This is a genomic window from Pseudomonas sp. S49 (assembly GCF_009866785.1).
In the GTDB taxonomy this organism is placed as follows: Bacteria; Pseudomonadota; Gammaproteobacteria; order Pseudomonadales; family Pseudomonadaceae; genus Aquipseudomonas.
Genome location: NZ_CP019432.1, coordinates 2374438 through 2391529, shown reverse-complemented (window position 1 = coordinate 2391529; position 17092 = coordinate 2374438). Strand labels below are relative to the sequence as shown.

Below are 17092 nucleotides of genomic sequence, written 5' to 3'. Positions count from 1 at the left end.
TCAGCTCCGTGCGATCAGGGAAACAGCCGGGAAGCCACCGAACGGCAACGGGTTGCCTTCACCGAAGCGCGGGATGCAGCCCTTGCCCAGCGTGGCATCGCATTGGTCAAGTTCCGGGTTGTCGGTAACGACGCCGTCCTTGGTCACGTACGGGCCGGTGTAGCCGCAGTTCGGCCCGCGATACCCACCGGTGAGACACCAATGGCACAGCGTTGTGGCCTGCCGGCCAATTGACTCATTGCCCACGTCACCCGGGCTGGCCAATTCCCAACTGACATTCTCCCCGTCCTCGTTCGTTTTCTGGTCGATGTACCAGACTTCGATCGTCTCTTGGGTTGGATCTGCCGTCGGATTGCCGGCTGGGAAGTTGGCGGCATCGAGGTAGCTGCCGAGCGTGTGGCGCATCGTCAGCTTGAACTCGAGCAGATCCTCGAATGCCAGACAGAGCGCGGTGATGCGTCCGTTGACGTTGCCCACCGACAGCGTCGGTCGTACCGCCGTGCCGTCGCCGTTGGTCTCAATGCCATCGATCTGCATCGGCCAGGCGCTGTACTCGTTGCCCTGCCAGTAGATCGCCTTCGCCGGCAGTTGGTCGGCATCGGCGCCGGCGGCGATCAGTTCTGCGGGCGTGTGCGGGATTGAATGCCCATGAAAGCGCAGAATATCCGCACCGTAGTCCGTCCCGTCCAATTCAAAGAGCAGCACTTCGCTGCCAGGCTCAAGCACCTGGATGTCACTGATCAGCGGCATAGTTGCCCCTTATGGAAGAAACGATTGGGTGAAGGTCGTAGCAAGCGTGAATACGCCGGCGCCGTTGGGGGTGATGGTTGGAGCGGTCGCCCGAAAGAACGAGAGCTCACCCAGCGGCGGTGTCCAGAAGAACGATTTGTGGCCAGCGTGGCGATCGAGGAACGCTTTGATCTGTACCGCAACGGCTTCTTTCACGACGAACGTCAGCGGCCAAGAATCAACCCGATTGTTCGGGCCATCCCCCACCACTTGCTCATAACCGTTGCCGAATTTAGAGCTTCGATTCCGATACTCCGGTGCGCTGGTGGGAGAAATCAGTGGGCACCAGGTGAAAGTCTCAACGGCCATTGACTAGCCTCCAGATTGATCCGCCGGGCTGGCTTTCTTTTGCGATTTCCTGCTGGGCTCCACGGCGCGCCACGTCAGCATAAGCTTGCCCGAGCGCCTGAGAATCCTGCGGTGTGGTGCCGGAATCTGCACCTTGGATCGCGAACGATTGCTGGATAACCACACCAGGCGCGGACGCTACACCGCCAGACCCACCAGAAGAACCGACGTATCCACCATCGGCATAGCCCTTGCCGTTTTTGTTGAGCTGTTCGAGATAGCGCCGCATGCCTGGCTGCTGAACCACTTCCTTGCGGATGACTACTTCACCGCCATGCACGATGCCTTTCGGCTCATACTTCCCGCCGTCCCCCGTATATCCACCATCAGAAAGTCCCGGCCATTGCGCAAGCACATCAGCCGAGTAACCCGCCGCGGTACTCCCTGCGGATACTGCAGCACCTCCGCCACCACCGAACGCTGATCCGATCGCACTGCCCGCAACACTGGCGAATACGTTCGACGCCGCCGACTGCAAGGCCATCTTGGCTATCATCTTCGCGAAGCTGGTAGCGACATCCTTGAAGGTCATGTCAGCGCCGAATGCCCACTCAACAGCCGCGTCTGTGAGCCCGTCATAAAGGGAGCTGAAAGCCTGCCGTGTTTGGGTGGTCAGGTCGCGGGCATTGTCGACGTAGTCGTTGAATGCATCCGACGCGCCATCGACCCAGCTTTTTTGCGCATCGTCCTGACGGTTGTAAAAGTCCTGCTGCAACACCATCCGCACTGCCAAGGCCTCCTTGAGCAAACCGGTTTCCTTGTCGTACAGCTCTTTGGTGATATCGCCGGAGTTCATCTGCTTTTGCAGATCCGCCATTTGCTGGTTGTAGTCCTGCTGAATGGCGAGATCTTCCCGCAACCGATCGCGGGCTTTATCGCCCATGCCGGCGCCAGCCAGCTCCATATCGAAGCCGGAACGAGTGGTGTCGTTGGCAGATTTCAAAGTCGCCGCGAATGCAGCGGCTTTCGCCTCTTCCTCGTTCGCAACCTTCAGACTTTGCAAGGCGTCGATCTCGGCAGCCAAGCCCTGCAACCGCTTTTGCTGTTCAGCGTTCAGACCGGTCAGCTTGCCGGACGCCAGTTCAAAACGGAGTTTGTCCGTCTCAGTGGCCTTCTTCTGCGCCTCTGCGCTGGTGTTGATCAGCGCGATCTGCCGCTGGTAATCCGTAGCCGCATCGTCGCCGCGCTTCGCCAGCGCCTTCGCCTCAGACTCAGCAGCCTTCGATGCCTGCAAGGCCTCGGCGGCGTATTTTTTCTGGGCATCGAGCGCCGCCTCACTGGCATCAAGGGTTTTCGCTTTGGCGACCAGCAGGTCACCTTCGCCCTGTTTAAGGCCTGTTACCAGACCCGCGCCAATACGTGCGGCCAGCTTGTCAGCGTTGGTTTTCTTTCCCGAAAGCAGGATCTGTTCGTCCAGGCTTTTCGCGAGTTCCTTGAACGCCTTCGATTGCTCGACCGAAACTGGTGACTCGATGATCCCGTTGAGAACCTTGATCTGATTGCCGTAGGCCTCTACCTTCTGGCGTGCGCCATCCAGTTCAGCCTGAGCAGAAACCAAAGCCTCGTTCCACTCCTGCTGACGGGAGTCGTCAGGGTGGTCGCGCAACAGTCTCTGGTATTGAGACACCGCACTTTCCGCATCGATCGCGAGCAGCTGGGCATCCATCAAATCCTTATTGATGTCCTGCAGCGCGCCGGCGGCCTGGTTCTTCGTGAACCCGTCGAACGACTGATTCAACAGGTCGACCTTCTGGCCCAGCGACGTTGCTGATTCCTCGGCATCGTCCCCGCTCATAGCGAAGTACGCCAGAGCACTGGCGGCAAGCAGCGCAACGCCGACTGGACCACCCAGCAGCGCCATGGCTGCAGATGCACCACGCGCCGCGACGCCGACACTCACAAGGCCGGCAGCGGTTGCCGGAGCAACGCCAGCCATTCGAGCCAAGGCCAACTGGTAGCGCACCGCCTCGACCTGAGCCATAGCGAACGCTGCGCCGCTGGCCACTGCACCAGCAGCAAGACGAGTTGCCAAAACCACCGCCAACGCTGTCGCAGCCTGAGCGGTAAGGCCCAGCGCGGTGCGGGCCGCCGGCGAGGCAAGCGCAGTGTTAACCGCTTCAATGGCTGAGCGCGCCCCATCGAGACCACCCTCGCCAGTCAACAGCCCGGCAACGGTGTTGCGCAACGCATCCAGCGAACCGCCGAACGTATCGCGTGCAGCCGCCGCCGCGCCGCCGTAGGATTCTTCCAGCGCTTTCAGGATGATGCCTTGGGCGCCGGCAATATCGCCGGTCGACTCCATGGCTTCAGCGAGTTTCTTCTGATCTTCCGTGAACCTGAAGCCTTGCTTGCTCAGAGCCCCGAGACCATCGGTTGGAACGTCCAGTGCCCGACCGATTGTCTCAGCAGCCTGAACAACTGATGTTCCGGTTCGTGCCGCCATATCAGACGCAGACTTCAGCGCCCGCGTGAACTGGTCGCCGACGATGCCGGTGAACGCCAGAAGCGCGGTCTGCGCCTGGTTGATGTCGCCACCGGAAAAGGTGGTCGCCTTTTCCATGGCGTCGGCCATATCGTTCAGCTGATCACGGCTGAACCCGGCGGCCTCTCCAGTCGACTTGAGGACGGCAGCCAGCTGAGCCTGCTCTTTTTCGGCGTCGCGAGTCTCAGTGATGAAACTGGTGATAACGGCACCAGCCGAGAAACCGGCCACCGCCCCGGCAATTACCTCGCTGAGTGCGCTCCATGCCAGCGAAGCTCCATTGGCTGCTTCGGCAATTCCTTTGCCGTTCTTGCGCGCGGCGGCTTCGGCCTTATCGAGCGGAGCAGTGAAACCGCCGATACGCGCGATCAGATCGAGCGTCAGCGTGCCCAGTGAATTGGCCATTTATTACTCCAAGTGACACCACCCGTTAGGGCTTACGAAAGAACGCCACTCACCAGGATTTCATTGCTTCCTCGAGTGTTACCGGGCGCTCTGAATCGTGCGGCATGAAGTCCACGACGGTGTAACCACCATGCTGCGAATGGGTGTTGGCGTAGATGCTGGCCAGCATTGCGGTGCCGTATTCGATCCTCATACCGAAGTTGAGCGAACCGCGTTTGGCGCGGTACTTTACCCAACTCCGGAACTCGGTAAGACTTACGCGCTCTTGGGCTTCCGCGACCGTTGCGCCGATCGAGATGGCGATTTCGTGCCAGAGCTCGTCGGTGTCGGTGAGCTCTTCGTCTTTCCCATCTGCGTTACCTCGCCGATGGCCGAGAGCAACGCTTTGGAAAGTTCGCTGTTCAGCTCGCCGCGCTGCGGATCAGCCTCACCAGTGATGTCACCCACGGTGAAAACCGGCACGCCAGCTTCGTCGCAGATGCAGGCGGCAATGCGGCCAGCCGCCCCGTCCTGCTTGCCGAACGACGAAAGCACGTCGCTGACAGCAGACCGATATCCCAGAGGCCGAACGAAGACCGTGGCCTTCAGTTCGGTGCCGTTCTGGACCCAGACGATCTCTTTCTCGACGGGGCGGCCAGTGAACGCCCCGTTCTCCATCAATGCCTTGATACTCAGCTGCATAGCGGCGCCTTAAACGTTCGTGGTTTTGCGAATCCAGGCGGAGCCGCCCGAACGCTGGATGGTTGCGGCCGTGGTAACCACGGTGTTCGCGGAGAAATCGAACGGGAAGTCGGAGACGTAGCCGTCGAACACGTACCAGGTGCGGCCGCTTGGAAGCACGAAGTCGTTACTTTCAGCCAGTTCCGCTGTCGCCGTAGCACCGGTACCCGCACCGCCAGTGAGTGCAACAGTTGGCGTCGAGGTGTAGCCCGAGCCAGGATTGGTGATGTTGAAACCAGTCACCGAGCCACCGCTGATGGTCGCCGTTGCAGTCGCGCCGGTACCGCCGCCGCCAGTGATCGCAACGGTCGGAGCGGTCGTGTAACCGGTGCCGCCAGCAGTGAGGCTGATTTCGGCAATGGTGCCAGCGGCCGCAACGGACGGCTCGATATCCGTACCGTCCGACCAGCCAACAGCCCAATGAATGTTTTCGATGCTGTCGTCTTCCGACAGTTGATGCAGGCGCACGTGAGAGGCGTTACGGGGATCCGCGTTCAGCGTCAATGACGCCTGACCCGGAGTGCGCAAGCCGCGCATGTAGGTGCGCACCTTGCCACTGAGGCAGGTGGTTTCGATTTGGTCAGCAGGGTTACCGCCCGGGCTGAACGCGGTGGCGCATTCGATCTCGAGGATTTCAAAAACTGCAGGGTTTGCAGCAGACGGCACGAGCGCGTAGATCTGGGTTCCTTGGGAAAGGATCGACATGGCATTCTCCAAATGTCGGGCACAAAAAAACCCGCACTCGGCGGGCTGGTTCAGGGTTTTGGGTTATCGGCGGACGATCCAGTCCACGCTGAAGCTGTACCGGTAAAGGCCTGTTTCGGTGTCTCGATCCTCCCCGTTGTAGCTGGAGATAGATGCGGAAAGTTCGATGGCGTACTCCAATGCCTGGCCCGCAGCGCGAGCCTCTGAAGCTGATGCCGCGTACACGTCGACCTGGAGCGCATGGCTCTCCACATCCGGGCGACCGGCCAGATAATTGTCCGGCGCGCCGTTGATGATCTGCCAGACGCAATATGTGCCAGCAGGTTTTTCAGGCGCCATTCCGAAAAGATAGAGCCGTGTCGGATTTGCGCCGAGCAGCGCGGTCACGCCGGGGTCAGCCGTCGCAACCTGAAATATTGGTGGGTACTTCATCGTCCGCCCTTCTTCGCTGCACGCCTTATGGCGCGGTCAATCGCCTTTTCGTATTCGGAAACAAACGCATCTGTAGCCGCAGTGATGTTTTCCGCAAGGGCGTTACGCATGAATGGCTGAGCCGCCATCTTGGCGGTACCAAACTCAAGGAACCGCCAGTAGAAAGTGTCGCCACCAGGATTTCCCGAATCACCACCTACCTCGTAGGTGCCACCCGCTCGGCCGCGCCTGGTGTGATAATTGTTCTTCTGTTTGGCGCCACCCAGTATCCCGACTCGAAAGCCGAGGTCACCGCGCTGTTTGAACAGCCGGCCATTCCAGCGCAACGTAATGTTCTTCGCTATTTCCGTGCGGGTTTCCGGATCATTGAGGCGCGCAGCGTTGTCACGGGCCGCGCCTGCAACCAACTGAGCCGCCTTCCTGAGCGCGGCGCGCCCTCCTTTGCGTTTCACGTCATAGCTGACCGCTTCCAACTTCCCCAGAAGAGAGTCCAGCCCCTCAAGCTTGAACTCTATCGTCTCAGCCATCGTTGACTCCTTCGCTACAGGGCAGCGTCAGATACTCAAGTCCGCTTTTGGGGTCTGGCAAAACACCTTCAATGTTGTAGAACTTTCCTCGATGAACGATGCGCATTGTCGAGTCGACGCCAGCACGCCGCCGAATACCGACACGTGCGGTCACTTCTGCCTGAGTGCTTGCTGCAGCAATGAACTCCCGAGCAGACAGCGGCTCAACGCTGGCCGGAACCTTGGTCCAGACATCAACCCAAGTCTTCACCATCTCGCCGGTAACCGGATCCTGCACGAAGCTTGGTCGCTGGAAGTCCACCCTGTGCCTCAACTTTCCGGCACGCATCACACACCCATCCCGACGCGATACGGCGTCAACAGAGCTTTGGAAGCTTGGGGCAGTTCAGTGGCGATTGTGCCGGTGACCACCTCTTCACGGTTGGCGAACAGGTGTCCGAGTTTTAACAGGCAACCCGATTGGATGTTGGGTGTGATGACCATTCCTCGTGCTACTCGGGTGGCTGCATCAAGCGCCTCTGAGAGCGAGAACTTTGCGTCATTCATCGCTTCACAGCGCAATAGGCAGTCATCAATTAGAGAGGCATCGGCCATGGCGGCATCATATTGCTGTCTAGCCTCGCTTCGCATAGATGGCACCTGCAGGCGGGCAGCATCGAGTGCAGCCTGATCAACAAAGAACGAGCGCTGGAGATACGCCATCGCGGCACCCTCGGCCCCATCCAGCTGAGACTGAACAAGGTCCTGATCCTCCGGCTCGGCCAGAAGGTGCTTCATCGCCAGTTCAATGTTGATCACGCTCATGATTACTCAGCCTTTTTCTTGGCGCCTGGTTTCGGCCCCGACTTGTTTTCCAGTTCAGGAGCCTTTTTGTTTTCGGGTGGGCCTGCTGCTTTCACGGTGTAGTCCTCGACCAGCCCGTTACGTAGCAACTCGCGGGCATCCAGTTCGGCGGCCTCGATATCTGACCTCGGCGGCGCGTAAGCGCCGCGCCATTCGAAGCCCTTAATGGTTTTCAGTTTGATGTCGGTCATCAGATCAGAAGCCCGGTTTCCCGGGCCTCTCCTCTAGCGAGAGCCCGAAGCCTTACGGCGTAGGGTCAGTGAAAGGACCGTGGACAAACGACTGCGGACGGTACACCGCCAACGCCAGGCGCTCTTCCGCACGGATAGTCACCATGTTCTTGGTGAAGTTGTCAGCGTCTTCGGTCGAAACCTCGACGTTTGCATCTTCACGGTCGAAGACCTGGGCAGCCATATCGAACGCGCCAACCATGAACTCTCCCTGAGGCATAGCGTTGGTATCAACAACCGGCAGGCGCCACATGCGAGGTTGGCCACCTTCCTGCACGTTGACCCAGATGTAGCTGCCGGTGCTGTCCTTCGCCAGCTCCATGTCTGCCCAGTCCACCGGGTTGAGGACGATTGCGCTGGCACGATACTCGGCAATGCGCACCTGCAAGATTGCCCGGCGCAGCAGGTCGATCTTGGTGTCGCCCGCTTTGCGCAGAGCCTCGTTGAACGGTGTAGCCTGAGGAATCAGGCCGAGGAGATTTTGACCAGTGCCGTTGCCAGCCAGAATCTGGTTTTCCTCGACATATTTCAGGCCGTAAATCGCACGGCCGTCGATGTAGCTTTGCAGCAACGGAACGTCCGCCAGCACCTGCTTGGAAGCCCGGAACCAGTGAGCGATGGTTTTGACGGTGGTGGTGATCAGTTCAAACGACAGGTCAGACTGAGGTTTTGCCAGAGTCTCGCCAACCGGTGCAGCCATGTTCTGGAAGCCCGACTCACGCACGTACTCGATTGCGTTGGAGCTGGTTCTGCCAGGCATGATCAGATCACGAATGGTGAACGGACGATCCGGGCCTTGAATGATGCCCGGCACGCGCGTCGGTTCGATGGCAACCCCTACACCGCCGGTGCCGGTAGTGGCGCTGGTGATGCTGGTCACAGCCTTCAAACGCATCCGAGCAACACCGCGACCTTTTTCCGCCAGGCCTTTGAAGTCGTCGCCGTCGGTGAACTGCTCACCGATAGACTTGACGCCTTCGTCGTTTGCTGCACCGCGGCGGCTCAGCTTCTGCTCGACTTCGTTCAGACGGTCTTGCAGGCCCAGGCCAGATTTGACCAAGCCATCGAGGATGGTTTTGGTGTCGTCGAGGATTTTGCCGTGGTTTTTGATTTCTTCGCCGGCTTTCTCGGCAAAGGTTTTGATGTCCAGGTCACGCTTTTGCAGCGCATCCAGAACATCTTTCAGTTCCAGCTGATCATCAGCACGCTCTTTGCGCTGAAATTGGCGTTGCTCGCTACGAGCTCCGTTACTCAGGTAATTCATGGTGAATCCTCAAAACGATGGGAGAGACAGGCCTTGGCTCAACTGCGCGTGCAGTGCCTTGGCAATTTGGGTTTCAGCCTGGTCGCCCGCGGACTCACTCCGGAGCAGATGCTGCAGGCCGCGATTGGCAATCACCGCGGACTGAGTTTTCGAGAAGCCTGCCTCGCGCAGGAGCAATTCGAATTCGGGAAGCGAAGGTAGGCCACCATGGGCCAGCTTCGATTTGATAACGTCCGTCCTCGCCTCGTCGTTGGCCGGCACGGTCACAATGGAAATCTCGACCAGATCCAGTTTGGTCAGCGTGCGGATCCGGGTCTTTTCGTCGAAGCTCGACTCGCGCACGTAGTAGCCGATGGATAGACCGGTGATTGACCGAGATTTCATGCCTCGCATGGCTATGCGCGCATAGGGCGCATCAGCCAGCCAGAGTTCGCCGTCGCCGAACAAACCCCGGTCATCTTCTTTAAGGGTTTCCAACGCCCAGGAACCAATTGGTTCGGCGGTGCGGTGCTGCCATAGAACAGGCAACGTCCGACCCTTGGCCTTGAGTTCGGCGATCGAGTCAAGAAAGGCCCCGGGTGCAACGATCTCGTTGTAACTGTCGATCACACCGAACACGGAACCGTAGCCAGAAAAAAGGCCGTCATCGCTGACAGCCTTCACGTCGTAGTCGAATGAGCGGTATTTCACCGCCACCGATTGGTCTTTTCGTTTCATTCTGAATTACCTTTCGGCTTGTCATTGAGCCAGTCCAGCAGAGCAGAACGCGCTTGCTGGGCATCGCCTGCGTCACCACCGAGCTTGTCGATGGGCAGCATGTTCGACTGGACAGTGAGTTTCGCGGCGTTCCCACCCATGGGTGCCAGGTTCTCTTTGATCCGGCAGTCGTCGCGGGTGTAAATACCGTTCTGAGTCATCGAGCTGTAGAACGCTGCACGGGCAGCACTATCAGCGCGAAGCAAACCTTCGGGGTTGAACTTGGCGTAGAAACGTCGGCGCTCATCAGGACGCAGCAAACGGCGATTGATGCTCTGCTCAATGCGTTTCATCCAAGGCAGCAGCGTGAAGCTGAGAAATCCCAGCATCTGTTGCTCCATGCCCGTTCCCCAACTCGTACTGTTGGAGGTGTGGCCCACCATCCAAGGCGGTGTGCGGAACCAACGGCAGATCTCTTCGACATTGAAGCCGCGGGTTTGCAGCATCTGGGCGTCTTCTGGAGTCAGGGATACCTGCTGATATTTCATCCCTGCTTCCAGTACCATCGTCTTTCCGGTGTTAACCGCGCCTGCGAATTTGGCCGCCATGTCCTCACGAATGTCTTCGCGCTGCGCCTTGTTCAATATCTGGTCGGTGGAAAGCACCCCGCCCAACTTCATTCCATTGGCGAACATCTTGCTGGCCGATTCGTCAGCGGCCATCGCGGCACCGAACACATTGCGCCCCATAGCCAATGGACTGAGCCCACACAGTGGATCCGTACCAAAACCACGGGTGTGCATCATTTGCTCGTCAAGCAATGTGTGTGACTTACCCAGGCTATCCATGAAGCGATACTCGATTTCACCGCTACTCAACCGCCGCGGGGGCGATACAGCTTGCGGCAAGATGAACTCCAGAGAGGAGAGCTCGGCCCCAGCCCAGTGCGGCTCGTTGAAACTGTTTCCGTTGAGCAGGAGACTCGCGACTACGCACTCCCAGAACTCAACCGGTGTCTGATCAGCATTCGGTTGCTGGCTGATAACGCGATGAACTGGATGGGTCGTAGCGACCACTGGCACGCCATTTTTATCTTCGTAAAGCGCGATCGGCAGCGTGGCCAACGTTTCAGCAATCAGTCGAACGCAGGCCCAAACCGTGGACAGTTGCAGCGCTGTTTGCTGGCTGACCGTCTTGCCGGAGGCTGAATCAGTACCGTAGAAGCCATTCCAGAAAGCTTTATCACCCAGGCCGATTCGCCGACCGACCCAGCCAGCGAGCGACGACTTGACCAAGCTTGGCTCTGCTGACTTGACCATAGCCTGACGCAGCACAGATTTGAGTGGTTTAGTCACCGGTCAGCCCCTTGCGAATGAAGCCAGCAACGCCAAGGAGCGACGCTGCGGCAGCAACAAGAGACCATCCGAGACCAGCCAAAACGAAGATGCCTGCAACGAACAGGCACAGTGCGGCCATGGCCGTCACGATAAAGAGGATCAGGCCTGTATCCATGGGTGAGTTATCCAACAATGATTGGTTTCGAAAAGAAGTCGCTGATGTTGCCGCTGTTGTCGTTGACCAGAATTAGCGCCCTGCCGATAGCCATGATCAGCGCGACGGCGCCGTCGATCTTGTTGTCGTCGCCCTGCTTTATGGGCCGCACAACATCGTCGTTCCCGGGCATGTTTTTGCCGATCACGTTGGCGATACACCAGGTCATGATCGGATGCCCATCGTGGTGGAACCGGCCCGCGGTGATCGCCGCCTCGAGTTCCTTCATCGGGTCCGACATGTTGGTGTAGTTCTGCGTGATCGTGATCGGGTTGAAGCCTTCGTCGTCGAGGTCGTGGCTTAGGCCAGTTGCACCGTGTGGGTCGATTGGGCATTCGCGAACCGGCGCCTGGTGATTGGCTTCTTTTGTGTCTTCGAAGATTTCGCGGTAATCGATTTCGGCACCGTCGGTTATGTCCAGGTGCTTTGAATTGATCCACGCCTGGAACCGCTCGGACATGCGCTTGTTGTCGCTGTTGTAAGCGGTGTCATAGGGCACCCAGAACTTCGGCGCAACGCTGTAGTAGTGGGTCTTGCCATCTATGACCCGCCAGAACAACCGTGCCCGCGAGTTCATGTCCAGCTTGCGCGCCAAGTCGAAGCCTGCAATCCACTCCTGTCCCTCGAACTGCTCAAGCGTAAGCGTGGTGTCCTCGCAGGATCTCCAGTCTTCCATGTTGAAGAAGCCAGATTTCGCGCTCACCCAGAGGTTGAGGTGCTTCGTTTTGAAGGTGTTCGCGAAGCGTGCCGATCGAATCGCCCTGGCTTGCTGGCTCTCCAAGTACTCTTGGAACACCGAGACACCGTGGTTTGGGTTGGCCTTGGCCAGCATCTTCGGATCTGTCCAGTCGTCACCCTCGTCGAGCGTCCAGATCCAGCCGAACAACTCTTCGTCGGGCACGGTGCCGGCCAGCATCTCCACGACTTGCCGGCGCTTGTCGTAGCAGGGACCTTCGATATCGGCGCCGGCGGTGGTGATGATGAACATCAACGGCTGCCGTCTTGCACCCATACCGGTGAGCATGGTGTCGTACTGAGCTGATGTAGGGTGTTCGTGGTATTCGTCGACGATAGCGCAGCTCGGTGATGCGCCATCGCCCGGGTTGCCAATCAATGGTTCGAAGCGGCTGAAGTCGGACGGGATGTTCATGTTCGAGGCGTTAACCTCAATACCGGCCGCCTGGATCAGCATCGGCGATTTGCTCACCATCAGCTTGGCCGGGCGGAAAACCTCCCACGCTTGTTTTTCTGTGGTCGCACCGGCATACACCTCGGCACCGAACTCGCCGTCGGCAACGAACATGCTGATGCCCACACCGCCCGCTACTACCGATTTCCCGTTCTTGCGAGGCACTTCCCAGTAGCTTTCACGGAACCGGCGGTGGCCGCCTTTCTTTTTGACCCAGCCGAACGTCACCGCCAGGCCGAACAATTGCCATGGTTCCAGGGTGATCAATTGCCGCTTGAACGCCCACTCGCCTTTTGTGTGCGGCAGGAGTTGCATCAGCTTCAGCTTCTTCTCTGCCTTGTCAGGATCGAACTTGAAGCGGAAGCCGCGCTTGCGGCTGGCAGCCAAGTCGTCAAAGTGACGCTGTACCGCCTGGTGGATGTAACGGCAAGCCGGAACCTTTCCTCGAAGCAATGACCGACCCCACGCCGTCGCCTTGTCGACATTTGGATGGGTGGATTTGGTCATCAGGATCTCAGCAGGTTGGCGAATTCGTTGGTTTCTTTCTCCTTGTTTCCCCCGATCAAGCGCGTGCGACTGGCTGGATCGAGGCCAAGCATCGATCCGAATGTCACCATCTGGCGCATCGTTTCGTTCGCAGCGGTAAGCGCAGGGTTTTTCATCGGCCCACCGGTTGCGCCCTTCACTACGATGCCGTGCGCCGCGATCGACTCCTGCGCCATACGCCAGTTGTCATAGGCGCTACAGAACGCTTCAACGTTATGCAGATCGGTAATTGCCACCACGTTCTCGCGCAGCAGCTCCGGGACAATCATGTTCCACATGGTGGCCGCTCGTTCGCTGAACCATTCAGGCGGATCAATATTTGTGATCTTTGAAAACTGGGGCTCGGCCTTGTTGAGGGCGCGTTTCCCCGGATTACCGGCCAGCTCTTTCTTGGCCGTCGGCTTGGGTTTGCGACCACGGCCGGCGACCGTGGCGGTGCCTCCCATCGCGCAACTCCTGGATTTTTAATTTCGCGGTCGTGAAGAAAGAGTTGAGGGCGCGGTCTAGAAGCGAAAAGCCCTGAACTTTCGACCCTCCCCCTCCCCTGCGTGCGAATTCGTCTCATTCGAGCCGTTTTTCACTGTTTTCGCGGCGATTTTCTGTTTTCAGCGCCGCGCGTTGCCAAAACCGCCGTCTTCCGAGGCCGTCTTGGCCGAATGGCACGGACCGCATAGGCTTTGCCAGTTGGTCTTGTCCCAGAACAGTGTCATGTCGTTCTTGTGGGGAATGATGTGATCGACATCCGTTGCTACCACAACCAGTCCGCGCTCAGTGCAGTGGCGGCACAACGGATGCTTTGCCAACCAGCCAGCGCGTGCTTGCTGCCACTTGTAGTTGTAGTGACGCTTGGTGCTGCTCTCGCGGGGCTTGGCACGCGCCGTACTCTTGAGGAGGTGCGCATGATCATCACAGTACCGAGGGTTGCGCGTGAGCGCGTTGCATCCCTGGGCATTGCATGGCTTCTTGGACCTCAACGGCATGGCGAGCCATCCATATAGGTCAGAGGCTGAGCGTCGGGATCTTCTGGCTCATCCTCTGCCATCGCTTGGATCAGCAGGTCGAGTCGTTGGGCTACCTGGCTCATCGACTGCGCCGTGCTCTCTTGAGCGACTACCAGTCTTTCCAGCAATGAGATCAACGGATCGCTCATAAGCCACCTTGCTCCACTTCTTGATCCACTCGCGCCGGGCGGCGCATCCACTACAAGTAGCCATTCAGTCCACCTGCACTATGCGAGCGACGTTGCCGCGGGCACGCCAGACCAGAACAGCAGCCAACCCATAGAAAGCAGTGTTGAACCACGACGCGTCAGCAAACTCACCCTCGATCACCATGCGGCCCACCAGACTCACGCACTGCATGCCGGTTACAGCACACGCAGCCCAAGCGATCAGCGAGATCGAGAGCTTGTAGCGTGAGTTGGGATAGGGGCTGTAGCGCAACCCGATCATGGTAAAGATGACCGCACAAAGTGCGGCCTGAATGACAGCAGCCATTTAACTCTCCTTCCGTGCCCGGAGGCGGAAGAACCATTGCAGCCAGCGCGGCATGATGCCTGTGTGCATCCATTCGAGGATGCCGGTTGCGACTGCAACACAGATCGCGCCACAGACGAATCCGCTGAATCCCGCTGTTTTGGTCCAGGTGAGCCCCAAGAGTTCGGCAGCGCCGAAATAACCGCCGATCCAGCCGGCGAAGAGATAACCAATGCGGCGCCAAGTTGGCATGGCGTCCGCTGCTACGACGAAGAGAAACGCTCCGCCGAACGCTCCAACAAGTGCCGACAGGTCGATCTGGGGGAAAGCTGCACCCAAGCCAAGGCTGGCGACCACACCAGTTACAGCGAGTGCGCCAGTGCTCGGCTCAGCCATGTGCCGCTCCATCAATAAAAGAGGCCTGCGTGGCCTGGGCAATGCCCGAAAACGAAAAAGCCCCGCTCGGTGGCGGGGCTTCGTGTGTCGTTAAACGCTATTGTGTGCGGTTGAGTATCACCACACGCAAGATCGACATGATGGGGTTAATTTACGGCCAAGTGGCCATCATGGTCAAGCGGCATCAACGAAGATTTCTTCGCGATCGAAAATCTCGGTGGCATGGATCACCGCAGCCTCTTCCAACTGCTCAAGTCGTTTATGGATGCCACCACGCCAGTTACGCCGCGTGCGCTCCGGCGAGCCAGCCAGATCCCAAGTGTTCATGTCGTAGAACTCAGCCGGCAGGACGATCATGTCGGTTGAGCGCTTGCCCAACTGAACGCCCTTGAGCTTCGGAATTGCCCATGCTGTGAGCGCCTTGTAAATGAACAGCTGGGGCGCTGGCGAGGTCATGCGCGCAACCAAACGGCCAATCGCGGCGACCTTGTTGGCCTTGTGCGTCGAATACTTCGCGACCAGAACATCCCACTGCGCAGGTTCAAGCTGACGGTGCAGCAATGCATAGAGGCAGCAGTCGTAATCGAACTTGTCGCGTGGAGAAAGGGAGCTGCCATTGCCGCCCTTACGCAGATCGGCATCAATCAGCTTTTGCCAAGACTGCTTGGTGCTGTTGTCGATGTTATCGGCGGCGAGCACTCGCACCAGGGTCCCCATCACGTCCTTATACCTACCCATTATCAGTCCCCTTTAATGGCCGAGCCACCAGGCCCGCGAGTGTTGGTTTGCTGGTACAGATCGGCCATGGTCAATGGCTCGCGTGGCAGCGTTGCGATGTGGCGCTCTTGCCGGATCAGCATGCCGAGCTGAACGACCAAGTCATCCACTGGCAGCGGCTCAAGCGTTTCGGCGTGCACCAGGCCGGAAGCATGGCAACCGATGCAGTCGAGTTGATGAAACACGCCCTTCACCAGCCCTTTCCCGGCACAGGACGGGCAATCGGTGAGCGGGATCTGGCGGCGCACAAAGGCGGGGCCATGCTGCTTTTTATCCATTTTTAAACCTCGCCTATGGTTGTTTCTTCAATGGCCTTGCAGGCCTTGTGTTCTGTGGCTCGCAGCGAATTACCGGAATCTTCAAATCTAAAGCCGGTCAATCCGTGAATCGCTGCAAAGCCTTTCTGATCTAGATGCGCGTGCCACTGTTCGAGGGCATCACGCTTGCGGCTCATCACGTCCGACTGGATGTACACCTTCACGTTGTGACCCATGGCGTGGTTGATCAGCAGCTCGCCAATCAGGTGGTCAATGCCGATATCTGCCCAGCCAGTTCGCGCCACCTTGCGCAGGTCGTGACTGGTCCACTCGCCCTGCCCCAATCGACGGAACACGGCGCAGCCCTGAGCCTCACCCAGCGCCTTGCCGTTGCGCGCCGGGAATAGGCACTGGCCCTCATAGCCTCGGGCGTACTGACCTTCGCGGTACCGAGTCAGCAGCGCGCACACCTGCTCGGTCAAGGGCAGGTGATGCTCGACACCGGTTTTCGTGTTCTCGGCCGGGATGAACCATTCGCGCTCGGCCAGGCTGATGTGCGACCAGCGCGCCATGCGGGTTTCGCCGATCCGAGTGCCGTGGCACAACATCATCAGAGCCAGCATCGAATCCAGCGGCGCGACGGGCATGACCTCGGCCAACTTTTGCAGCAGACCTTCCAGTTGAACGCCGCGCAGGCGAGACGGCTTGATCCCGACCTTCGCCTTGGAGAAGTCATTGAATCGGATCGCCGCCATCGGGTTGGACGTGATCATCGCCAGCTTGGCGGCCTGCCGAAATGCCAGGGCCAGCAACTGGAATGCCGAACGCACGTAGTCGATGGAAAGAATTTCCTGCAACGGCCACATGAGCTTCGTGTCGAGTTTCGCCTTGTCGAGGCTGATCAGCGACTCATCGCCCAAGCGCGGTTTCAGGTGGCACTTAATGATTGAGGCGCCGGTATTTTTGCGCTTGGTCGACAGATTGCGATCACGCGACATCCGGTCAGCGAACCAGTCGAGCAGTTCACCCACGGTGACCCACTTCGACAGGCTCGCGCCTTCGCCGGCGGCCAGACGCAGCCGAAGCGACGGCAACGCCGCGACGACCTGCTTATGGGTCAGCTCGGGGAAGGTGCCGATCGGATTCCACTTGCCCTTCAGCACCAGGTACCACGAACCACCGGTGCGGGCCTTGTTGAAGCGCAGATACAGACCTTTGTTTTCGAGGTCGCGCACGTCCTGCACGGTTCCAGCGGCCTGGCGCTTGATCTCGGCTTCGGTGATCTTCACCGCGGCGGTGCTCATGATTTCGCCTCTGTGCAGAAATCAAACGCCCAGCAACCACTACCCCAAGTCCAAAATGCCCAAGGCCTTGCAAACGATATCCAGCGGCCGAGGACGTCGCGAAAACCGTGTCGACTGCCACAATGCCCGCACACTCGGCGGTGGGAAAAAGAGTTT

Annotated in this window: 23 protein-coding genes and 1 pseudogene; all 24 read right to left on the bottom strand. The window is 58.8% G+C overall.

Features of this window, described 5'->3' with window-relative positions; translation table 11 throughout:
- Complete coding sequence (locus tag PspS49_RS10570) at positions 1-750, bottom strand: phage minor tail protein L (protein ID WP_160039154.1); 750 nt, start codon at positions 748-750, stop codon at positions 1-3.
- 9 nt (positions 751-759) lie between these two features.
- Positions 760-1098 carry a phage tail protein gene (locus tag PspS49_RS10565; RefSeq protein ID WP_160039152.1) on the bottom strand — a complete coding sequence of 113 codons (339 nt, stop codon included), beginning with the start codon at positions 1096-1098 and terminating at the stop codon, positions 760-762.
- On the bottom strand, positions 1088-4024 hold the full coding sequence (locus PspS49_RS10560) for a phage tail tape measure protein (RefSeq protein ID WP_160039150.1): 2937 nt from the start codon (positions 4022-4024) through the stop codon (positions 1088-1090). The genes PspS49_RS10565 and PspS49_RS10560 overlap by 11 nt, the downstream gene beginning before the upstream one ends.
- 255 nt (positions 4025-4279) lie before the next feature.
- On the bottom strand, positions 4280-4705 hold the full coding sequence (locus PspS49_RS10555; protein WP_160039148.1) for a phage tail assembly chaperone family protein, TAC: 426 nt from the start codon (positions 4703-4705) through the stop codon (positions 4280-4282).
- A gap of 9 nt (positions 4706-4714) precedes the next feature.
- Positions 4715-4987: a phage tail tube protein gene (locus PspS49_RS29990; RefSeq protein ID WP_275113744.1), complete on the bottom strand. Its 273-nt coding sequence runs from the start codon at positions 4985-4987 to the stop codon at positions 4715-4717.
- Between the two features lie 120 nt (positions 4988-5107).
- A pseudogene (locus PspS49_RS29985) lies at positions 5108-5449 on the bottom strand (phage tail tube protein); the annotation flags it as partial.
- Positions 5450-5512: 63 nt separating this feature from the next.
- The gene (locus PspS49_RS10545) at positions 5513-5881 is read right to left on the bottom strand and encodes a DUF3168 domain-containing protein (RefSeq protein ID WP_160039144.1); all 369 of its coding nucleotides are present in this window, start codon (positions 5879-5881) and stop codon (positions 5513-5515) included.
- Complete coding sequence (locus PspS49_RS10540; protein WP_160039142.1) at positions 5878-6408, bottom strand: HK97-gp10 family putative phage morphogenesis protein; 531 nt, start codon at positions 6406-6408, stop codon at positions 5878-5880. Before PspS49_RS10540 ends, PspS49_RS10545 begins: the two co-directional genes overlap by 4 nt.
- Positions 6401-6736: a phage head closure protein gene (locus tag PspS49_RS10535; protein ID WP_160039140.1), complete on the bottom strand. Its 336-nt coding sequence runs from the start codon at positions 6734-6736 to the stop codon at positions 6401-6403. The genes PspS49_RS10540 and PspS49_RS10535 overlap by 8 nt, the downstream gene beginning before the upstream one ends.
- A complete protein-coding gene (locus PspS49_RS10530) occupies positions 6736-7212 on the bottom strand; it encodes a head-tail connector protein (RefSeq protein ID WP_160039138.1) in 477 nt (158 codons plus the stop codon). Before PspS49_RS10530 ends, PspS49_RS10535 begins: the two co-directional genes overlap by 1 nt.
- Before the next feature lie 2 nt (positions 7213-7214).
- Positions 7215-7442 carry a hypothetical protein gene (locus tag PspS49_RS10525; RefSeq protein WP_160039136.1) on the bottom strand — a complete coding sequence of 76 codons (228 nt, stop codon included), beginning with the start codon at positions 7440-7442 and terminating at the stop codon, positions 7215-7217.
- A 52-nt stretch (positions 7443-7494) separates the two neighbouring features.
- Complete coding sequence (locus PspS49_RS10520) at positions 7495-8745, bottom strand: phage major capsid protein (protein ID WP_160039134.1); 1251 nt, start codon at positions 8743-8745, stop codon at positions 7495-7497.
- A 9-nt stretch (positions 8746-8754) separates the two neighbouring features.
- Positions 8755-9462 (bottom strand): HK97 family phage prohead protease, encoded by a 708-nt coding sequence (locus PspS49_RS10515; protein ID WP_160039132.1) that lies wholly within the window; start codon positions 9460-9462, stop codon positions 8755-8757.
- Complete coding sequence (locus PspS49_RS10510) at positions 9459-10796, bottom strand: phage portal protein (protein ID WP_238786336.1); 1338 nt, start codon at positions 10794-10796, stop codon at positions 9459-9461. The genes PspS49_RS10515 and PspS49_RS10510 overlap by 4 nt, the downstream gene beginning before the upstream one ends.
- A complete protein-coding gene (locus tag PspS49_RS29665) occupies positions 10789-10953 on the bottom strand; it encodes a hypothetical protein (protein WP_174245053.1) in 165 nt (54 codons plus the stop codon). The genes PspS49_RS10510 and PspS49_RS29665 overlap by 8 nt, the downstream gene beginning before the upstream one ends.
- A gap of 7 nt (positions 10954-10960) precedes the next feature.
- Positions 10961-12688 (bottom strand): terminase TerL endonuclease subunit, encoded by a 1728-nt coding sequence (locus PspS49_RS10505; protein WP_160039130.1) that lies wholly within the window; start codon positions 12686-12688, stop codon positions 10961-10963.
- The gene (locus PspS49_RS10500; RefSeq protein ID WP_160039128.1) at positions 12688-13173 is read right to left on the bottom strand and encodes a phage terminase small subunit P27 family; all 486 of its coding nucleotides are present in this window, start codon (positions 13171-13173) and stop codon (positions 12688-12690) included. Before PspS49_RS10500 ends, PspS49_RS10505 begins: the two co-directional genes overlap by 1 nt.
- Positions 13174-13332: 159 nt before the next feature.
- Positions 13333-13707, bottom strand: coding sequence for an HNH endonuclease signature motif containing protein (locus PspS49_RS10495; RefSeq protein WP_160039126.1), 375 nt, complete (start codon positions 13705-13707; stop codon positions 13333-13335).
- Complete coding sequence (locus PspS49_RS10490) at positions 13698-13877, bottom strand: hypothetical protein (RefSeq protein WP_160039124.1); 180 nt, start codon at positions 13875-13877, stop codon at positions 13698-13700. The genes PspS49_RS10495 and PspS49_RS10490 overlap by 10 nt, the downstream gene beginning before the upstream one ends.
- Positions 13878-13941: 64 nt before the next feature.
- Positions 13942-14223 carry a phage holin family protein gene (locus PspS49_RS10485; protein ID WP_071171687.1) on the bottom strand — a complete coding sequence of 94 codons (282 nt, stop codon included), beginning with the start codon at positions 14221-14223 and terminating at the stop codon, positions 13942-13944.
- Positions 14224-14598 (bottom strand): putative holin, encoded by a 375-nt coding sequence (locus PspS49_RS10480; RefSeq protein ID WP_071171686.1) that lies wholly within the window; start codon positions 14596-14598, stop codon positions 14224-14226. It abuts the gene before it with no gap.
- Between the two features lie 174 nt (positions 14599-14772).
- Positions 14773-15336: a hypothetical protein gene (locus PspS49_RS10475; RefSeq protein WP_160039122.1), complete on the bottom strand. Its 564-nt coding sequence runs from the start codon at positions 15334-15336 to the stop codon at positions 14773-14775.
- 2 nt (positions 15337-15338) lie between these two features.
- Positions 15339-15653 (bottom strand): hypothetical protein, encoded by a 315-nt coding sequence (locus PspS49_RS10470; RefSeq protein ID WP_160039120.1) that lies wholly within the window; start codon positions 15651-15653, stop codon positions 15339-15341.
- A 2-nt stretch (positions 15654-15655) separates the two neighbouring features.
- Positions 15656-16936, bottom strand: a complete 1281-nt coding sequence (locus tag PspS49_RS10465) for a site-specific integrase (protein WP_160039118.1) — start codon at positions 16934-16936, stop codon at positions 15656-15658.
- Positions 16937-17092: the final 156 nt, after the last annotated feature.